This is a genomic window from Pseudomonas crudilactis, from assembly GCF_013433315.1.
Classification (GTDB): Bacteria; Pseudomonadota; Gammaproteobacteria; order Pseudomonadales; family Pseudomonadaceae; genus Aquipseudomonas; species Aquipseudomonas crudilactis.
This window is the reverse complement of record NZ_WXVV01000027.1, coordinates 1-14,525: the sequence shown is the minus strand read 5'-3', so window position 1 is coordinate 14,525 and position 14,525 is coordinate 1. Positions and strand designations below refer to the sequence as shown.

Below are 14,525 nucleotides of genomic sequence, written 5' to 3'. Positions count from 1 at the left end.
TGAACATGCCCGCAGCAAACGCCGCAAGTCCTTGGTACAAGCACCTTTGGCCTTGGATCATCATCGGGATTCTGGCCTGTTCGGTGACCCTGACCCTGTCGATGGTGACCATCGCGGTGAACAACCCGGACAACCTGGTCAACGACAACTACTACGAGGCGGGCAAAGGCATCAACCGTTCGCTGGACCGTGAATTGTTGGCGCAGAATCTGAAGATGCGTGCGGCTGTGCATCTTGATGGCGTCACTGGCGAGGTCGATCTGCGCTTGAGCGGTGACAGCCAACCGAAGACGCTGGAATTGAACCTGATCTCGCCGACTCAGCCGGAGAAGGATCGCAAGATCGTCCTGACTCGCAGCGAGACTGAAACGGGCCGCTACATTGGGCAATTGGGCGACAAGGTTGAAGGTCGCCGGTTTGTCGAATTGCTCGGCAGTCAGGATGACCATGTGTGGCGCATGTTCGAAGAAGAACTGGTCAGCCATGACAAGGATTTGCTGCTGGGTGATGAGCCGCTGCAAGGTGCCGAAGACTTGAAGAAGTAAACAACTTCAAAAGCCCCCTCACCCTAGCCCTCTCCCCCAGGAGAGGGAACTGATCTCGAGCGTTTGCACGTTTTGTGTATGACAGTGAAAATCCAGGCTCACACCGATCGGCTCCCTCTCCCTCCGGGAAAGGGCTGGGGTGAGGGCAAGCGGACAACTCCAATGCAAGGGCTTACCCCCTCAACGATGCCATGACCACCCCACTCCCCTGTTACCACTGCGCCCTGCCCGTCCCGACCGGTAGCCGCTTCACCGCTGTCGTACTCGGGGAGTCCCGCGAGTTCTGCTGCCCGGGCTGTCAGGCCGTGGCCGAAGCCATCGTCGCCGGCGGCCTGGAAAGCTACTACCAACATCGCAGCGAAGCTTCAGCCAATCCGCAAGCGCTGCCGGTGCAACTGACCGACGAACTGGCGCTGTACGACCGCGCCGATGTGCAGCAACCCTTCGTCCGTCACGAAGGCGATCTGGCCGAAACCACCCTGTTGATGGAAGGCATCAGTTGCGCCGCCTGCGGCTGGCTGATCGAGAAACACTTGCGCACGCTGCCCGCCGTGGCCGAAGCGCGACTGAACCTGTCCAACCATCGCTTGCACGTGAGCTGGGCCGACGCGCAATTACCGCTGAGTCAGATCCTCGCCGAACTGCGCCACATCGGCTACGCCGCCCACCCATATCAGGCCGACCGCGCCAGCGAACAACTGGCCAGCGAAAACCGTCTGGCCCTGCGCCAACTCGGCGTGGCTGGATTGCTGTGGTTCCAGGCGATGATGGCGACCATGGCGACATGGCCGGAATTCAACATCGACCTCAGCCCCGAACTGCACACGATCCTGCGCTGGGTCGCGCTGTTTCTGACCACACCGATCGTGTTCTACAGCTGCGCGCCGTTCTTCAAAGGCGCGATGCGCGATCTGCGCACGCGTCACCTGACCATGGATGTCTCGGTGTCGCTGGCGATCGGCAGTGCCTACATTGCCGGGATCTGGACCTCGATCACCGGCGTTGGCGAGCTGTATTTCGATGCGGTCGGGATGTTTGCGTTGTTCCTGCTCGCCGGGCGCTATCTGGAACGCCGCGCCCGCGAACGCACCGCCGCCGCCACGGCCCAGCTAGTGAATCTGTTGCCCGCTTCATGTCTGCGTCTGGACAACAACGGCCAGAGCGAGCGCATCCTGCTCAGCGAATTGCGCCTGGGCGACAAGATTCTGGTGCAAGCCGGATCGATCCTCCCGGCCGACGGCAAAATCATCGACGGCCAGTCGAGCATCGATGAATCGCTGCTCACCGGCGAGTACCTGCCGCAACCGCGCACCCGGGGCGATACGGTCACCGCCGGTACGCTCAACGTCGAAGGCGCATTGACCGTGGAGGTTCAGGCGCTGGGACAAGACACACGCCTGTCGGCCATCGTCCGTCTGCTCGATCGCGCCCAGGCGGAAAAACCGCGCCTGGCGGAAATCGCCGACCGCGCTGCGCAATGGTTCCTCCTGCTGTCGCTGATCGCCGCAGCGGCCATTGGCCTGTTGTGGTGGGAACTGGATTCGTCGCGCGCGTTCTGGATTGTCCTCGCCATGCTCGTTGCGACCTGCCCTTGCGCGCTATCGCTGGCGACGCCGACCGCGCTGACGGCCGCCACCGGCACCCTGCACAAACTCGGGTTGCTGCTGACGCGCGGGCATGTGCTGGAAGGTTTGAATCAGATCGACACAGTGATCTTCGACAAGACCGGCACCCTTACCGAAGGTCGACTGGTGCTGCGCTCGATTCGCCCTCTCGGCGCGCAGGACAGCGATCAATGCCTGAGCCTCGCCGCCGCGCTGGAAAACCGTTCGGAACACCCGATTGCCCGCGCCTTTGGCCGTGCGCCGCTGGCTGCCGAAGAAGTCCACAGCACACCGGGGCTTGGCCTCGACGGGCTGGTTGGCGGACAGCGCCTGCGCATCGGCCAGGCGGAATTTGTCTGCGCCCTCAGCGGCACTGCAACACTGTCGATGCCGGATGAGGCCGGCCAATGGCTGCTGCTCGGCGACATTCAAGGGCCACTGGCGTGGTTCGTCCTCGACGACCGCTTGCGTGATGACGCCCCCGCGCTGCTCGCCGCGTGCAAGGCACGTGGCTGGCGTACGTTGCTGCTGTCCGGCGACAGTTCGCCGATGGTCGCCAGCGTCGCCGCCGAACTGGGCATCGACGAGGCCCGTGGCGGCTTGCGCCCGGACGACAAACTGCAAGTGCTGCAACAACTGCACAAGGAAGGCCGCAAGGTGCTGATGCTCGGCGACGGCGTCAACGACGTGCCGGTGCTGGCTGCCGCTGATATCAGCGTGGCCATGGGTTCAGCCACCGATCTGGCGAAAACCAGCGCCGATGCAGTGCTGCTGTCCAATCGCCTCGACGCCCTGGTCCAAGCCTTCTCGCTCGCGCGGCGCACCCGCCGGGTAATCATCGAGAACCTGCTGTGGGCGGCGCTGTACAATGGCCTCATGTTGCCGTTCGCCGCCCTCGGCTGGATCACTCCGGTGTGGGCCGCCGTCGGCATGTCGATCAGTTCGTTGACCGTGGTGCTCAATGCCCTGCGCCTGACTCGCCTGCCGAGTTCGCCGCCCGTCAGCACCCGGTCAGAAACCCGTCCGCTGCCGGCCTGAGCCGCGCGGGCGCCTGGAGTACAGATGCCAGCTCTCTACGTGATGATCCCGGCCGCCCTGCTGATCGTGGCCATCGCCGTTTACATCTTCTTCTGGGCAGTGGACAGCGGCCAGTACGACGACCTCGACGGCCCGGCGCACAGCATCCTCTTCGACGATCAGGATCCTAACCACACCGCCGCCGTGGACGAAGCCAACCCCAACAAACCGGACGACAAGGCCCCACCCCATGCTTGAACTGGCGCCCTTGCTGGTATCGGCATTGATCCTGGGTCTGCTCGGTGGCGGGCATTGTCTGGGCATGTGCGGCGGTTTGATGGGCGCGCTGACCCTGGCGATTCCCAAGGAACAGCGCAGTCGACGCTTTCGTTTGCTGCTGGCGTACAACCTGGGCCGAATCCTCAGTTATGCCACCGCCGGATTGCTGATTGGCCTTGCAGGCTGGGCGGTGGCTAACAGTCCAGCCGCATTGTTCATGCGTGTGCTGGCCGGGTTGCTGCTGATCGCCATGGGTTTGTATCTGGCCGGATGGTGGAGCGGGCTGACGCGCATTGAAAGCCTCGGGCGCGGTCTGTGGCGTTACATTCAACCGGTCGCCAACCGCTTGCTGCCGGTGTCGAGTCTGCCTCGGGCGCTATTGCTTGGCGCATTGTGGGGCTGGCTGCCCTGTGGGCTGGTTTACAGCACGTTGCTGTGGTCGGCGAGTCAGGGCAATGCGCTGGACAGTGCATTGTTGATGCTTGCGTTTGGCCTCGGCACCTGGCCGGTGCTGCTCGCCACGGGCCTCGCGGCAGAACGCGTCACCGCCATTTTGCGCAAGCGCAGCGTGCGCATGGCCGGAGGTTTGCTGGTAATTCTGTTTGGCATCTGGACATTGCCCGGGCCGCATCAGCATTGGTTGATGGGGCATTAGATCGGCGGCGCGGCCTTCGCGAGCAAGCTCGCTCCCACAGGGGATTTAAGGCGTACACAAAATCTGTGGGAGCGAGCTTGCTCGCGAAGAGGCCTGCATGATCAACACACCTCTCCCCGTTGATGCAAATCAACAGCCCCATCGCCGCCCCCCGATAGACTCGCTCACACTGCCAGCCTATCCGGGGGAATGCCCGCATGCTCGACGCCATTCGTTGGGACTCTGATCTGATCCGCCGCTACGACCTGGCGGGGCCGCGCTACACCTCTTATCCGACGGCTGTGCAATTCCACAGTCAGGTCGGCACCTTCGACCTGTTCCATGCCCTGCGCGACAGCCGCAAGGCCCTGCGCCCCTTGTCGCTGTACGTGCATGTGCCGTTCTGCGCGAACATTTGCTACTACTGCGCCTGCAACAAAGTCATCACCAAGGATCGCGGCCGCGCGCTGCCGTACTTGCAGCGGCTGGAGCAGGAAATCCAGCTGATCGCCTGTCATCTCGACCCGGCACAGAAAGTCGAACAACTGCACTTTGGTGGCGGCACGCCGACCTTTCTCAGCCACGACGAACTGCGGCAGTTGATGGCGCACCTGCGCAAACATTTCAATCTGCTGGATGACGACTCCGGCGACTACGGCATCGAGATCGACCCGCGCGAAGCCGACTGGTCGACCATGGGCCTGCTGCGCGAACTCGGTTTCAACCGGGTCAGCATCGGCCTGCAAGACCTCGATCCGGCCGTACAGCGCGCGGTCAATCGCCTGCAAAGCCTGGAAGAAACCCGTGCGGTGATCGATGCCGCGCGCACCCTGCAATTTCGTTCAATCAATATCGACTTGATCTACGGCTTGCCCAAACAGACCCCGGAAAACTTCGCCCGCACCGTCGAGGAAGTGATCAGCCTGCAACCGGATCGACTCTCGGTGTTCAACTATGCGCACTTGCCGGAGCGCTTCATGCCGCAGCGGCGGATCAATGGCAATGAGTTGCCGGCGCCGGCGCAGAAACTGGAAATGCTCGAGCGCACCATCGAACAGCTCACCGCCGCTGGCTATCGTTACATCGGCATGGATCACTTCGCCCTGCCCGATGATGAACTGGCGATTGCCCAGGAAGAGCAGACCCTGCAACGCAACTTCCAGGGTTACACCACCCACGGTCATTGCGATTTGATTGGTCTGGGGGTGTCGGCCATTAGTCAGATCGGCGACCTTTACTGCCAGAACAGCAGCGACCTCAACGCCTATCAGAACACCCTCGCTGCCGCGCAACTGGCGACCAGCCGGGGTCTGGTGTGCAACGCCGATGATCGCTTGCGGCGTGCGGTGATCCAGCAACTGATCTGCAATTTCAGCCTGGAATTCGCCGAGATCGAGCAGCAGTTCAACATCGATTTTCAGGGTTATTTCGGCGCGCTGTGGCCGCAACTGCAAGGCATGGCCAGCGATGGCCTGATAGAGCTGGATCGCGAACGAATCGAGGTGTTGCCGGCGGGGCGTCTGCTGGTGCGCTCGGTATGCATGGTGTTTGATGCCTACCTTGAGCAGCAGAACCGCCAGCGTTTCTCGCGGGTGATTTAGTTTTTCATCAGCAGCGAGCCGACTTTCATATTCTGATCCGCAGTCAGGCCCGACTGCCCGACCACTTTGGACAGGGCAAGATTGGCCGTGATCAACCCGGTGTTCAACGCGGCAATGGCGCCGCGCAGACTGGCAACCTTGATGATTTTTTCTTCGTTGGAAAGACGCTTGTCGGCCATGATCGCTTCGATAAGCGCCTTTTTCTCGGCGATCTGTTTTTGCAGTTTGCGGATCATCTTCAGCAATTGCTGGATGTTCTCAGGCAATCCGCTATCGTCGATGTCGCTGTTTTCGCCACCGACACTGGCGGCTTTTTCAATCGATGCACCGGACAGCGACACTTTGACGCCCTCGACCAAGGTCGGGGTTGCCTCTTCGGTCGAGCTGGGGTCGTGTGCATTGCCTGACGAAGTTTTAAACGTGTCCGGCACTGCCACAACGTCGCTGTTACCGGGGCCCAGCGTGCCAATGGCGGCCATCGAATCGTTCCTTGTATGCACTTTGTTACCTGTTTATCGGCTGCTGGCCCTGTGGCTTTATGGCTGTAGGGCAAAGTCGCCCCAGACTGGCCTGAATGTCCTCCCGTGGGTTACCCTTACGTCTTATGTGTGTTTTCCCACAAGGATCTAAGAAATGTCCGAGCCAGTTAAACTGCGCGCTCACAACCAGGCCCATTGCAAGGATTGCAGCCTGGCCCCTCTCTGCCTGCCACTTTCTCTGAATCTGGAAGACATGGATGCGCTGGACGAAATCGTTAAACGCGGCCGCCCGTTAAAAAAAGGCGAGTTCCTGTTCCGTCAGGGCGACACGTTCGATTCCGTTTATGCAGTACGCTCCGGCGCCCTGAAGACCTTCAGCCTGAGTGACAGCGGCGAAGAACAGCTCACCGGGTTCCATTTGCCGAGCGAACTGGTCGGTCTGTCCGGCATGGACACCGAGAAACACCCGGTCTCCGCCCAGGCACTGGAAACCACCTCGGTCTGCGAAATCCCTTTTGAACGTCTCGATGAACTGGCCCTGCAACTGCCGCAGCTGCGCCGCCAGTTGATGCGCGTGATGAGCCGGGAAATCCGCGACGACCAGCAAATGATGTTGTTGTTGTCGAAAAAAACTGCAGACGAGCGCATCGCCACCTTTCTGGTCAACCTCTCGGCACGCTTCCGCGCTCGCGGTTTCTCCGCCAATCAGTTCCGCCTGAGCATGTCGCGCAACGAAATCGGCAATTACCTCGGCCTGGCGGTGGAAACCGTGTCCCGCGTCTTCACCCGCTTCCAGCAAAACGAGCTGATCGCCGCCGAGGGCAAAGAGATTCATATCCTCGACCCGATCCAGCTCTGCGCACTGGCCGGCGGCTCGATCGACGGCTGATCTCGATCCGCGGTTGAGCGAAGCGTTTCAGCCGCGGGTATACTGCGCCGTTTGCAGCCCTGCCAGGACACCTCGACGATGGTCTTCGACTCCTTCGACATCAAATCGCTTATCCGCCCTGTGATCGACTTCCCGAAACCGGGCGTGATCTTTCGCGACATCACCCCGCTGTTTCAATCGCCCAAGGCCCTGCGCCTGGTGATGGACAGCTTCGCCCACCGCTACGTCGAAGCCGACTTCACCCACATCGGCGCGATGGACGCCCGTGGTTTCCTGATCGGTTCGGTGCTGGCCTATCAGTTGAACAAGCCGCTGGTGCTGTTTCGCAAACAAGGCAAACTGCCGGCGGACGTGCTGGCCGAGGGTTACGCAACCGAGTACGGCGAAGCGTTCCTGGAAGTGCACGCCGACAGCCTGTGTGAAGGCGACTCGGTGGTGATGTTCGATGACTTGATCGCCACGGGCGGCACGCTGATTGCGGCGGCCAACCTGATTCGCCGCATGGGCGCGCGGGTGCATGAGGCGGCGGCGATTATTGATTTGCCGGAGCTGCAAGGTTCGCAGCGCCTGCAGGACATGGGTATCCCTACTTTCTGCCTGACGCAGTTTGCACTGACTGATAAGTAAGCGGCGCCTGTTCCATCGCTTTCGCGAGCAAGCTCGCTCCCACAGGGGAACGCATTCCAACTGTGGGAGCGAGCTTGCTCGCGAAGGGGCCGGCAGCCTCACCGCAAAACCTAAAGCCCCATCTGCTTGCTGATGATCTCGTTCATCACCTCCCGCGTCCCGCCGCCAATCGACAAGATGCGGTTATCCCGATACAGCCGCTCCACCAGACTCTCGCGCATATAACCCAACCCACCAAGAATCTGCACCGCCTCGGTGGTAATCCGGTCGGAAGTATCCGTAGCAAAATTCTTCGCCATCGAAATCTCCTTGATCACACTCTGCCCCGCCGCCATCTTCGCCGCTTGCCGGTAAGTGAATTCCCGCGAGACCTCCAGCGCGGTCGCCATCTCGGCGAGGCGATGCTTGATCACCTGAAATTTGCCGATCGGCTTGCCGAACGCCTCACGCTCGCGCGCCCATTTCAGGCTCTCTTCCAGTGCAAGCTGTGAGGTCATGTTGGCCATCAATGCCAACGCCAGCCGTTCGCTCTGAAAGTTGCCCATGATGCAGGCGAAGCCCATATTCTCGGCTCCGATCAGGTTGCCTACAGGTACACGACAATCGTCGAAGAACAATTCAGCCGTGTCCGACGCCCACCAGCCCATTTTCTTAAGCTGACGGCCAATGGTGAAGCCCGGCGTGCCCTTCTCGATCAACAACAGGCTGATGCCGCCGAAACCCGGCGCACCGGTACGCACCGCGACGGTGTAGAAATCGGCGCGTACGCCACTGGTGATAAAGGTTTTGCTGCCGCTTACCCGGTAGAACTCGCCGTCACGTACGGCGCGGGTTTGCAGGTTGGCAACGTCGGAGCCACCGCCGGGCTCGGTGACTGCCAAGGCACTGATCTTTTCGCCGCTGAGCACTTGTGGCACGACGCGGTCACGCACGTCGGGGCGAGCCCATTTGACGATCGGTGGCAGGCCGATATCCAGCGAGCCCAGCCCCGCTACCAGGCCGCCAGAGCCACAGCGCATCAATTCCTCACTGGCGGCGACCTTGGCGAACAAATCGCCTGCATGGCTGCCTCCCAGTGCTTCGGGGTAGCCAATACCGAGGATGCCCGCCGCCCCAGCCTTCAGGTACAACTCGCGGGGGAAGCTTTCGGCTTCTTCCCACTGATCGATGTCCGGCAGAATCTCGCGTTCGACGAAACGTCTGACGCTGTCGCGGACCAATTGGTGGCTGGGGTCGAAGTATTCCTGAAAGGCAGGCATGGGCGAGCTCCACGGAAGGGTTCGCCGAACTTAACCGAGCGCTTGCTTGGTTTACAAGATGCAGAAGATCAAAAGATCGCAGCCTTCGGCAGCTCCTACATTGGAAATACGCGTTTCCCTGTAGGAGCTGCCGAAGGCTGCGATCTTTTGATTTTTATCAGAGGGAAATCGGTTTACGCCCGGCAAACGAATGCGCCAGCGTGCCGCCATCAACCAACTCCAACTCACCACCCAACGGCACGCCGTGGGCAATCCGCGAAGCGATCAGGCCTTTGTTGCTCAGCAGCTGAGCGATGTAATGCGCCGTCGCTTCACCTTCCACCGTCGGGTTGGTCGCGAGGATGACTTCGGTAAACGTGCCCGCCTCTTCGATCCGCGTCATCAACTGCGGAATACCGATCGCCTCCGGCCCCAGGCCATCGAGCGGCGACAAATGCCCCTTGAGCACGAAGTAGCGGCCACGGAAACCGGTCTGCTCGACTGCATATACATCCATTGGCCCTTCCACCACACACAGCAACGTGTCGTCACGGCGGGTATCGGCGCATTGCGGGCACAGATCGTCTTCGGTCAGCGTACGGCACTGGCGGCAGTGACCGACGCCTTCCATGGCCTGGCTGAGTGCCTGGGCCAGGCGCAAGCCGCCGCTGCGGTCACGCTCGAGCATCTGCAACGCCATGCGCTGGGCGGTCTTCTGACCCACGCCCGGCAAGGTGCGCAGCGCGTCGATCAGTTGGCGAATCAAAGGGCTGAAGCTCATGGGTAAAAAGTCCGACAAAACAACGAGACGCGGTTTATACCCGCGCCTCTGGCCAGCGTCAAATACTCAGTCCTGCGCAACCCGCACCACCAGTTTGCCGAAGTTGCGCCCCTCGAGCAGACCGATAAACGCCTCGGGCGCCTGCTCCAGGCCATCGACCACGTCCTCGCGGAATTTCACCTTGCCGTCGCGCACCCACGGCACCATGTGGCTGATGAATTCCGGCTGACGATCACCGTAGTCGTCAAACACGATGAAGCCCTGAATCCGCACGCGTTTGGTCAGCAGCGTGCGTTGCAGCAGCGGCAGACGATCCGGGCCTTGCGGCGCTTCGGAGGCGTTGTAACCGGCGATCAGGCCACACAACGGGATTCGCGCCTTGGCGTTAAGCAGCGGCACTACCGCGTCGAACACGTGACCACCGACGTTCTCGTAATAGATGTCGATGCCATCGGGGCAGGCCTTGGCCAGTTGCTCGGCGAAATCGGCCGCCTTGTGATCGATGCAGGCGTCAAAGCCCAGTTCCTCAATCACGTATTTGCACTTTTCGGCACCGCCGGCCACGCCGACCGTACGCAGGCCTTTGATCTTCGCCACTTGGCCGACCACCGAGCCCACTGCACCGGATGCAGCGGCTACGACCAGCGTTTCGCCTTCTTTAGGCTGACCGATGTCCATCAACCCCATGTACGCGGTCATGCCCGGCATGCCCAACACACCCAGCGCCATCGACGGGCTCGGTAACCCGGCAGGGATCGGAATGATGTTGCGCCCGTCGCTGATGCTGTGGCTTTGCCAACCGGTGGCGCCGACCACCAGATCGCCTTTGTGGAATTTCGGATGACGCGAATCCTCGACACGGCTGACGGCACCGCCGGTCATCACTTCGCCGATTTGTACCGGCGCAGCGTAGGACGGTGCGTCGCTCATGCGTCCGCGCATGTAGGGATCGAGGGACAGATAGAGGGTTTTCAGCAGTACCTCGCCATCCGCAAGATCCGGCAGCGCTTCGCGTTCGAGGCGGAAGTTTTCCGGGGTCGGCGCGCCGACCGGGCGCGAGGCGAGGACGAAGCGTTGGTTGAGCGTGAGAGGATCGGACATGTCAGCGTCTCCTGTGAATAGTGAATTCAGCGGGTATAGGGAGCAGACCGTTGTGGCTTTTGCGCGTTCGATGTTTATTCAGTTGTACCGAGGTGAGTTCATTCGCGAGCAGGCTCGCTCCCACATTTGGGAAGCATTCCCCTGTGGGAGCGAGCCTGCTCGCGAAGGCGGCCTCACAGACACCGCACCTCCAAGGGCCAGAAACAAAAATGCCAGGCGCAATGCCTGGCATTTTGTGTAGCTCATCTGTCGCCGAATGGCGAATCAGAATGGCAGTTTCATACCCGCTGGCAGGTTCATGCCGGCGGTCATGTTGCCCATTTTGTCCTGGCTGTTCTTTTCAATCTTGCGCACGGCGTCGTTGACGGCGGAGGCGATGACCGCTTCCAGCATTTCTTTGTCGTCTTCGCTCATGCCTTCAACCAGGCTCGGGTCAATGCTCACGCTTTTGACGTCGTGACGACCGGTCATCACCACGGTGACCATGTCGCCGCCGGCCTTACCGGTGACTTCGGCGTTGGCCAGTTCTTCCTGCATCTTGGCCATTTTTTCCTGCATCTGCTGCGCCTGCTTCATCAGGCCGGCCATGCCACCTTTCATCATGGGAATCACCTCAAAGTACTTGGATCAAAACAGCGCCCGGCCAATGAAGCCGAGCACCTTCAGTTATTAGCCTTGGGCGACCAAGGCATCGACAGGTTCAATAGTATCGTGTCGCACCACCGCACCGAACTGCTGAACCATCTGCTGGATGAACGGATCGCCGTGGATCGATTCCTCCGCCTCGCGCTGACGGTTGGCGCGGCGACGGGACGCGGCTTGGGCCGGGGTTTCCTGCTCGGGCTTGATCAGCTCGATGGTCAGGCTCAGCGTGCGGCCGTGGAACTGGTTCAACGCATCGTTGAGACGTCGCTGCTGCGTGGCGTTGAACAGTGCGCTGTGCGCCGGGTCGAGGTGCATCAGCCAATGATCGCCATCGACCGCAATCAGCGTGCAGTTGGCGGCGATGCTGCCGGTCATGCCGGAGATCGGCAGTTTCGGGAACAGCTCCAGCCATTGCAGCGCAAGACCTGTGGCCGGTGCCGCAGCCGGTTCCGGCTCAGGTTCCGGGGCAGGCTCGGCGGCGTGTTCGCTGGCCAGCTCGTCGAGGTAGCTGTAGGCCGAGTCGATGTCCGGCTCGATGTAATCCTCGTCCAGCGGCGGTTCGTCGTCCATGTCCATGCCCGGGGTAGCGGCATCGACCTCGGCGACCGACGGCTCGGGAATCGGTGCGGCGGCCCATTCTGGCGCCTCCGGAACGACGCTGTCCGGGGTCGGCAACGGCATCGGCGGCAAATCAGGTTGCTCGGCGGTGGTTTCCAGCACCGGTTCGACCGCAGGTTGCTGCGCGGGTTCGGGCTCTGGCTCCGCCTCGGGCTCTACCGGGTCATTCCACGGCAGGTCGACGTCGGCTTCGGCGACGACGGGCGCAGGCTCAGGTTCTGGCGCGGCAACAGGAGCGACCGGCGCGGGCTCGGGAGCCGGTGCTGGTATTGCCACGGGTGCCGGAGCTGGGGCCGGCGCAACCGCCGCAGCGACTACCGGCGCAGGTTTAGGCGCGGCAGCCACTGAGTTTGCGGAATCAACTGTGGCCTGGCTGATCCCCACTGGCTTTAGCGGTTGCCTCGGGGCGTCCGCGGTATCGGCGGGTCTGAAGGCGAGCATCCGCAGCAAGACCATCTCGAAACCACCACGCGGATCCGGCGCCAGCGGCAAATCGCGGCGGCCGATCAGGCCCATCTGGTAATAGAACTGCACGTCTTCGGCCGGCAAGGCCTGCGCCAGTGCCAACACGCGATCGCGGTCGCCATGCCCGTTGTCGACACCTTCCGGTAACGCCTGAGCGATGGCCACGCGGTGCAGCACGTTGAGAATTTCCGAGAGCACGCCGTTCCAGTCCGGGCCTTGTTCAGCCAGGTGACGCACGGCTTCGAGCAACGCTTTGGCATCACCCTCGATCAAGGAATGCAGGACGTCATAAACCTGACCGTGATCCAGCGTGCCGAGCATCGCCCGTACGTCGGTGGCGAGCACCTTGCCTTCACCGAAGGCAATCGCCTGATCGGTCAGACTCATGGCGTCCCGCATCGAACCGTCAGCGGCGCGACCGAGCAGCCACAGCGCATCGTCTTCGAACGGCACGTTTTCGGCGGTCAGTACGTGGGTCAAATGCTCGACCACGCGCTCCGGCGTCATGTTCTTCAGCGAGAACTGCAGGCAGCGCGACAAAATCGTTGCCGGAAGTTTCTGCGGGTCAGTGGTCGCGAGGATGAACTTGACGTACGGCGGCGGCTCTTCGAGGGTTTTCAGCAGCGCATTGAAGGAATGGCTGGAAAGCATGTGCACTTCGTCGATCAGGTAGACCTTGAAGCGCCCACGGCTTGGCGCGTACTGCACGTTGTCGAGCAGCTCGCGGGTGTCTTCGACCTTGGTGCGGCTCGCGGCGTCGATCTCGATCAGGTCGACGAAACGGCCTTCGTCGATCTCACGGCATACCGAGCACTCGCCGCAGGGGCTGGAAGTGATACCTGTCTCACAGTTCAGGCATTTGGCAATGATCCGCGCAATCGTGGTTTTACCCACCCCGCGCGTACCGGTAAACAGGTACGCGTGGTGCAGCCGCTGGCTGTCCAAGGCATTGATCAGAGCCTTGAGCACATGGGTCTGGCCGACCATTTCGCGGAACGAGCGCGGACGCCATTTACGTGCAAGAACCTGATAACTCATCGAAAACCGTCGCAACGAAGGAAGCTGAAGCGGCTAATGCTAGCGGAGCAAGGGCAAAATTGCATCCGGTGTCCTCGTCTAATATGGCTAAGCTGCATCAGCAGAGGCTTTTATCGGCTCGGGATCGGGAATTACCGGAGCGTTTATGCGGTGGGCCGTGGGGGCGTTGCTGGGAATCAGCCTGAATGTGACGGCAGCGGAAACCCCGTTGCGCTTCGCCATGCCCGACAGCTGGGCGATGCCGATGGTGCAATATGAACGCGGCCGTCCGACGCAAGGCATTCTTTACGACCTGATGCTCAGCCTGGCCACGCAGGTCGGCGTACCGGCCGAGTTTCACGTGCTGCCCCGCGCCCGCGTGCAAACGTCGATGGAACATGGAGAGATCGACGTGCGCTGCTATGCCGCGCAGTCGTGGCTGCCGAATCAGTCGGGGGATTACATCTGGAGTCTTCCGCTGCTGTTTCAACGTGATCTGCTGATCAGCCGCAAGGATCAGCCGGCCAGTGCCGATCCCGCTCACCTGCCCCGCCAATCCATCGGCACCGTTCTTGGCTACACCTACCCGACTCTGCAACCGCTGTTCGATGCCGATCACCTGCAACGCGAAGATGCGCGCAATCAGGAACAGGTGTTGGAGAAGCTGCTGGCCGGGCGTTATCGCTATGCGGTGAGCAATCAGTGGACGCTGGACTGGTTTAACCAGCGCTTGATGCCTGAGCAGCAACTGCAGGGTGTCGCCGTGTTGCAGGAGCAGAAGGTGGGTTGCTATGTGAGGAATGATCCGAAGGTGCCGGTGCAACGGATATTGCGCACGTTGCTGCGGATGAAAATGTCGGGGGAGATTGATGAGATTATCCGGCTCTATACCGGGTCCTCTGAAGCCACCCCATAACCCCTGTAGGAGTGAGCCTGCTCGCGATGGCGGTGGGTCAGTCAACTCATGTTTGGAAGACAGGACGCC

Annotated in this window: 14 protein-coding genes; 8 read left to right on the top strand and 6 right to left on the bottom strand. The window is 61.3% G+C overall.

Annotated elements, in window-relative coordinates; translation table 11 throughout:
* Positions 1-5: 5 nt before the first annotated feature.
* The 5 genes from GTU76_RS25070 to hemN all read left to right on the top strand — a co-directional run bounded on the left by GTU76_RS25070 (position 6) and on the right by hemN (position 5,680).
* Positions 6-545 (top strand): FixH family protein, encoded by a 540-nt coding sequence (locus tag GTU76_RS25070; protein ID WP_016985336.1) that lies wholly within the window; start codon positions 6-8, stop codon positions 543-545.
* Positions 546-736: 191 nt separating this feature from the next.
* The gene (locus GTU76_RS25065) at positions 737-3,187 is read left to right on the top strand and encodes a heavy metal translocating P-type ATPase (RefSeq protein WP_180699848.1); all 2,451 of its coding nucleotides are present in this window, start codon (positions 737-739) and stop codon (positions 3,185-3,187) included.
* Positions 3,188-3,211: 24 nt separating this feature from the next.
* Positions 3,212-3,424: a cbb3-type cytochrome oxidase assembly protein CcoS gene (ccoS, locus tag GTU76_RS25060; RefSeq protein WP_016984738.1), complete on the top strand. Its 213-nt coding sequence runs from the start codon at positions 3,212-3,214 to the stop codon at positions 3,422-3,424.
* Positions 3,417-4,100, top strand: a complete 684-nt coding sequence (locus GTU76_RS25055) for a sulfite exporter TauE/SafE family protein (RefSeq protein WP_016984739.1) — start codon at positions 3,417-3,419, stop codon at positions 4,098-4,100. The genes ccoS and GTU76_RS25055 overlap by 8 nt, the downstream gene beginning before the upstream one ends.
* Positions 4,101-4,297: 197 nt before the next feature.
* Positions 4,298-5,680, top strand: a complete 1,383-nt coding sequence (hemN, locus tag GTU76_RS25050; protein ID WP_175554882.1) for an oxygen-independent coproporphyrinogen III oxidase — start codon at positions 4,298-4,300, stop codon at positions 5,678-5,680.
* Here hemN and GTU76_RS25045 read toward each other — a convergent pair.
* On the bottom strand, positions 5,677-6,159 hold the full coding sequence (locus GTU76_RS25045; protein WP_175554883.1) for a hypothetical protein: 483 nt from the start codon (positions 6,157-6,159) through the stop codon (positions 5,677-5,679). The genes hemN and GTU76_RS25045 overlap by 4 nt on opposite strands.
* A gap of 154 nt (positions 6,160-6,313) precedes the next feature.
* On the opposite strand from GTU76_RS25045, the gene fnr reads away from it, so the two are divergent.
* Positions 6,314-7,048, top strand: coding sequence for a fumarate/nitrate reduction transcriptional regulator Fnr (fnr, locus tag GTU76_RS25040; RefSeq protein WP_016984742.1), 735 nt, complete (start codon positions 6,314-6,316; stop codon positions 7,046-7,048).
* 78 nt (positions 7,049-7,126) lie between these two features.
* Positions 7,127-7,675 (top strand): adenine phosphoribosyltransferase, encoded by a 549-nt coding sequence (locus GTU76_RS25035; RefSeq protein WP_016984743.1) that lies wholly within the window; start codon positions 7,127-7,129, stop codon positions 7,673-7,675.
* A 110-nt stretch (positions 7,676-7,785) separates the two neighbouring features.
* Here GTU76_RS25035 and GTU76_RS25030 read toward each other — a convergent pair whose 3' ends face one another.
* From GTU76_RS25030 to dnaX, 5 genes are all read right to left on the bottom strand, one after another.
* A complete protein-coding gene (locus GTU76_RS25030; RefSeq protein WP_016984744.1) occupies positions 7,786-8,934 on the bottom strand; it encodes an acyl-CoA dehydrogenase family protein in 1,149 nt (382 codons plus the stop codon).
* A 157-nt stretch (positions 8,935-9,091) separates the two neighbouring features.
* Complete coding sequence (gene recR / locus GTU76_RS25025; protein WP_007918335.1) at positions 9,092-9,694, bottom strand: recombination mediator RecR; 603 nt, start codon at positions 9,692-9,694, stop codon at positions 9,092-9,094.
* A gap of 66 nt (positions 9,695-9,760) precedes the next feature.
* Positions 9,761-10,795: an NADP-dependent oxidoreductase gene (locus tag GTU76_RS25020; protein ID WP_180699847.1), complete on the bottom strand. Its 1,035-nt coding sequence runs from the start codon at positions 10,793-10,795 to the stop codon at positions 9,761-9,763.
* 264 nt (positions 10,796-11,059) lie between these two features.
* A complete protein-coding gene (locus tag GTU76_RS25015; protein WP_016984747.1) occupies positions 11,060-11,398 on the bottom strand; it encodes a YbaB/EbfC family nucleoid-associated protein in 339 nt (112 codons plus the stop codon).
* 66 nt (positions 11,399-11,464) lie between these two features.
* Positions 11,465-13,561 carry a DNA polymerase III subunit gamma/tau gene (gene dnaX, locus GTU76_RS25010; protein ID WP_016984748.1) on the bottom strand — a complete coding sequence of 699 codons (2,097 nt, stop codon included), beginning with the start codon at positions 13,559-13,561 and terminating at the stop codon, positions 11,465-11,467.
* 145 nt (positions 13,562-13,706) lie between these two features.
* Between dnaX and GTU76_RS25005 the strand changes: the two genes are divergently transcribed.
* On the top strand, positions 13,707-14,456 hold the full coding sequence (locus GTU76_RS25005) for a substrate-binding periplasmic protein (protein WP_180699846.1): 750 nt from the start codon (positions 13,707-13,709) through the stop codon (positions 14,454-14,456).
* Positions 14,457-14,525: the final 69 nt, after the last annotated feature.

What these genes read in the sequence shown, in the direction of transcription:
- GTU76_RS25065 (WP_180699848.1), top strand. Translation starts at nt 737, where the DNA reads ATGACCACCCCACTCCCCTGTTACCACTGCGCCCTGCCCGTCCCGACC.
- GTU76_RS25055 (WP_016984739.1), top strand. Translation starts at nt 3,417, where the DNA reads ATGCTTGAACTGGCGCCCTTGCTGGTATCGGCATTGATCCTGGGTCTG.
- fnr (WP_016984742.1), top strand. Translation starts at nt 6,314, where the DNA reads ATGTCCGAGCCAGTTAAACTGCGCGCTCACAACCAGGCCCATTGCAAG.
- GTU76_RS25045 (WP_175554883.1), bottom strand. Translation starts at nt 6,159, where the DNA reads ATGGCCGCCATTGGCACGCTGGGCCCCGGTAACAGCGACGTTGTGGCA.
- hemN (WP_175554882.1), top strand. Translation starts at nt 4,298, where the DNA reads ATGCTCGACGCCATTCGTTGGGACTCTGATCTGATCCGCCGCTACGAC.
- GTU76_RS25030 (WP_016984744.1), bottom strand. Translation starts at nt 8,934, where the DNA reads ATGCCTGCCTTTCAGGAATACTTCGACCCCAGCCACCAATTGGTCCGC.
- GTU76_RS25005 (WP_180699846.1), top strand. Translation starts at nt 13,707, where the DNA reads ATGCGGTGGGCCGTGGGGGCGTTGCTGGGAATCAGCCTGAATGTGACG.
- GTU76_RS25070 (WP_016985336.1), top strand. Translation starts at nt 6, where the DNA reads ATGCCCGCAGCAAACGCCGCAAGTCCTTGGTACAAGCACCTTTGGCCT.
- ccoS (WP_016984738.1), top strand. Translation starts at nt 3,212, where the DNA reads ATGCCAGCTCTCTACGTGATGATCCCGGCCGCCCTGCTGATCGTGGCC.
- recR (WP_007918335.1), bottom strand. Translation starts at nt 9,694, where the DNA reads ATGAGCTTCAGCCCTTTGATTCGCCAACTGATCGACGCGCTGCGCACC.
- GTU76_RS25015 (WP_016984747.1), bottom strand. Translation starts at nt 11,398, where the DNA reads ATGATGAAAGGTGGCATGGCCGGCCTGATGAAGCAGGCGCAGCAGATG.
- GTU76_RS25035 (WP_016984743.1), top strand. Translation starts at nt 7,127, where the DNA reads ATGGTCTTCGACTCCTTCGACATCAAATCGCTTATCCGCCCTGTGATC.
- GTU76_RS25020 (WP_180699847.1), bottom strand. Translation starts at nt 10,795, where the DNA reads ATGTCCGATCCTCTCACGCTCAACCAACGCTTCGTCCTCGCCTCGCGC.
- dnaX (WP_016984748.1), bottom strand. Translation starts at nt 13,561, where the DNA reads ATGAGTTATCAGGTTCTTGCACGTAAATGGCGTCCGCGCTCGTTCCGC.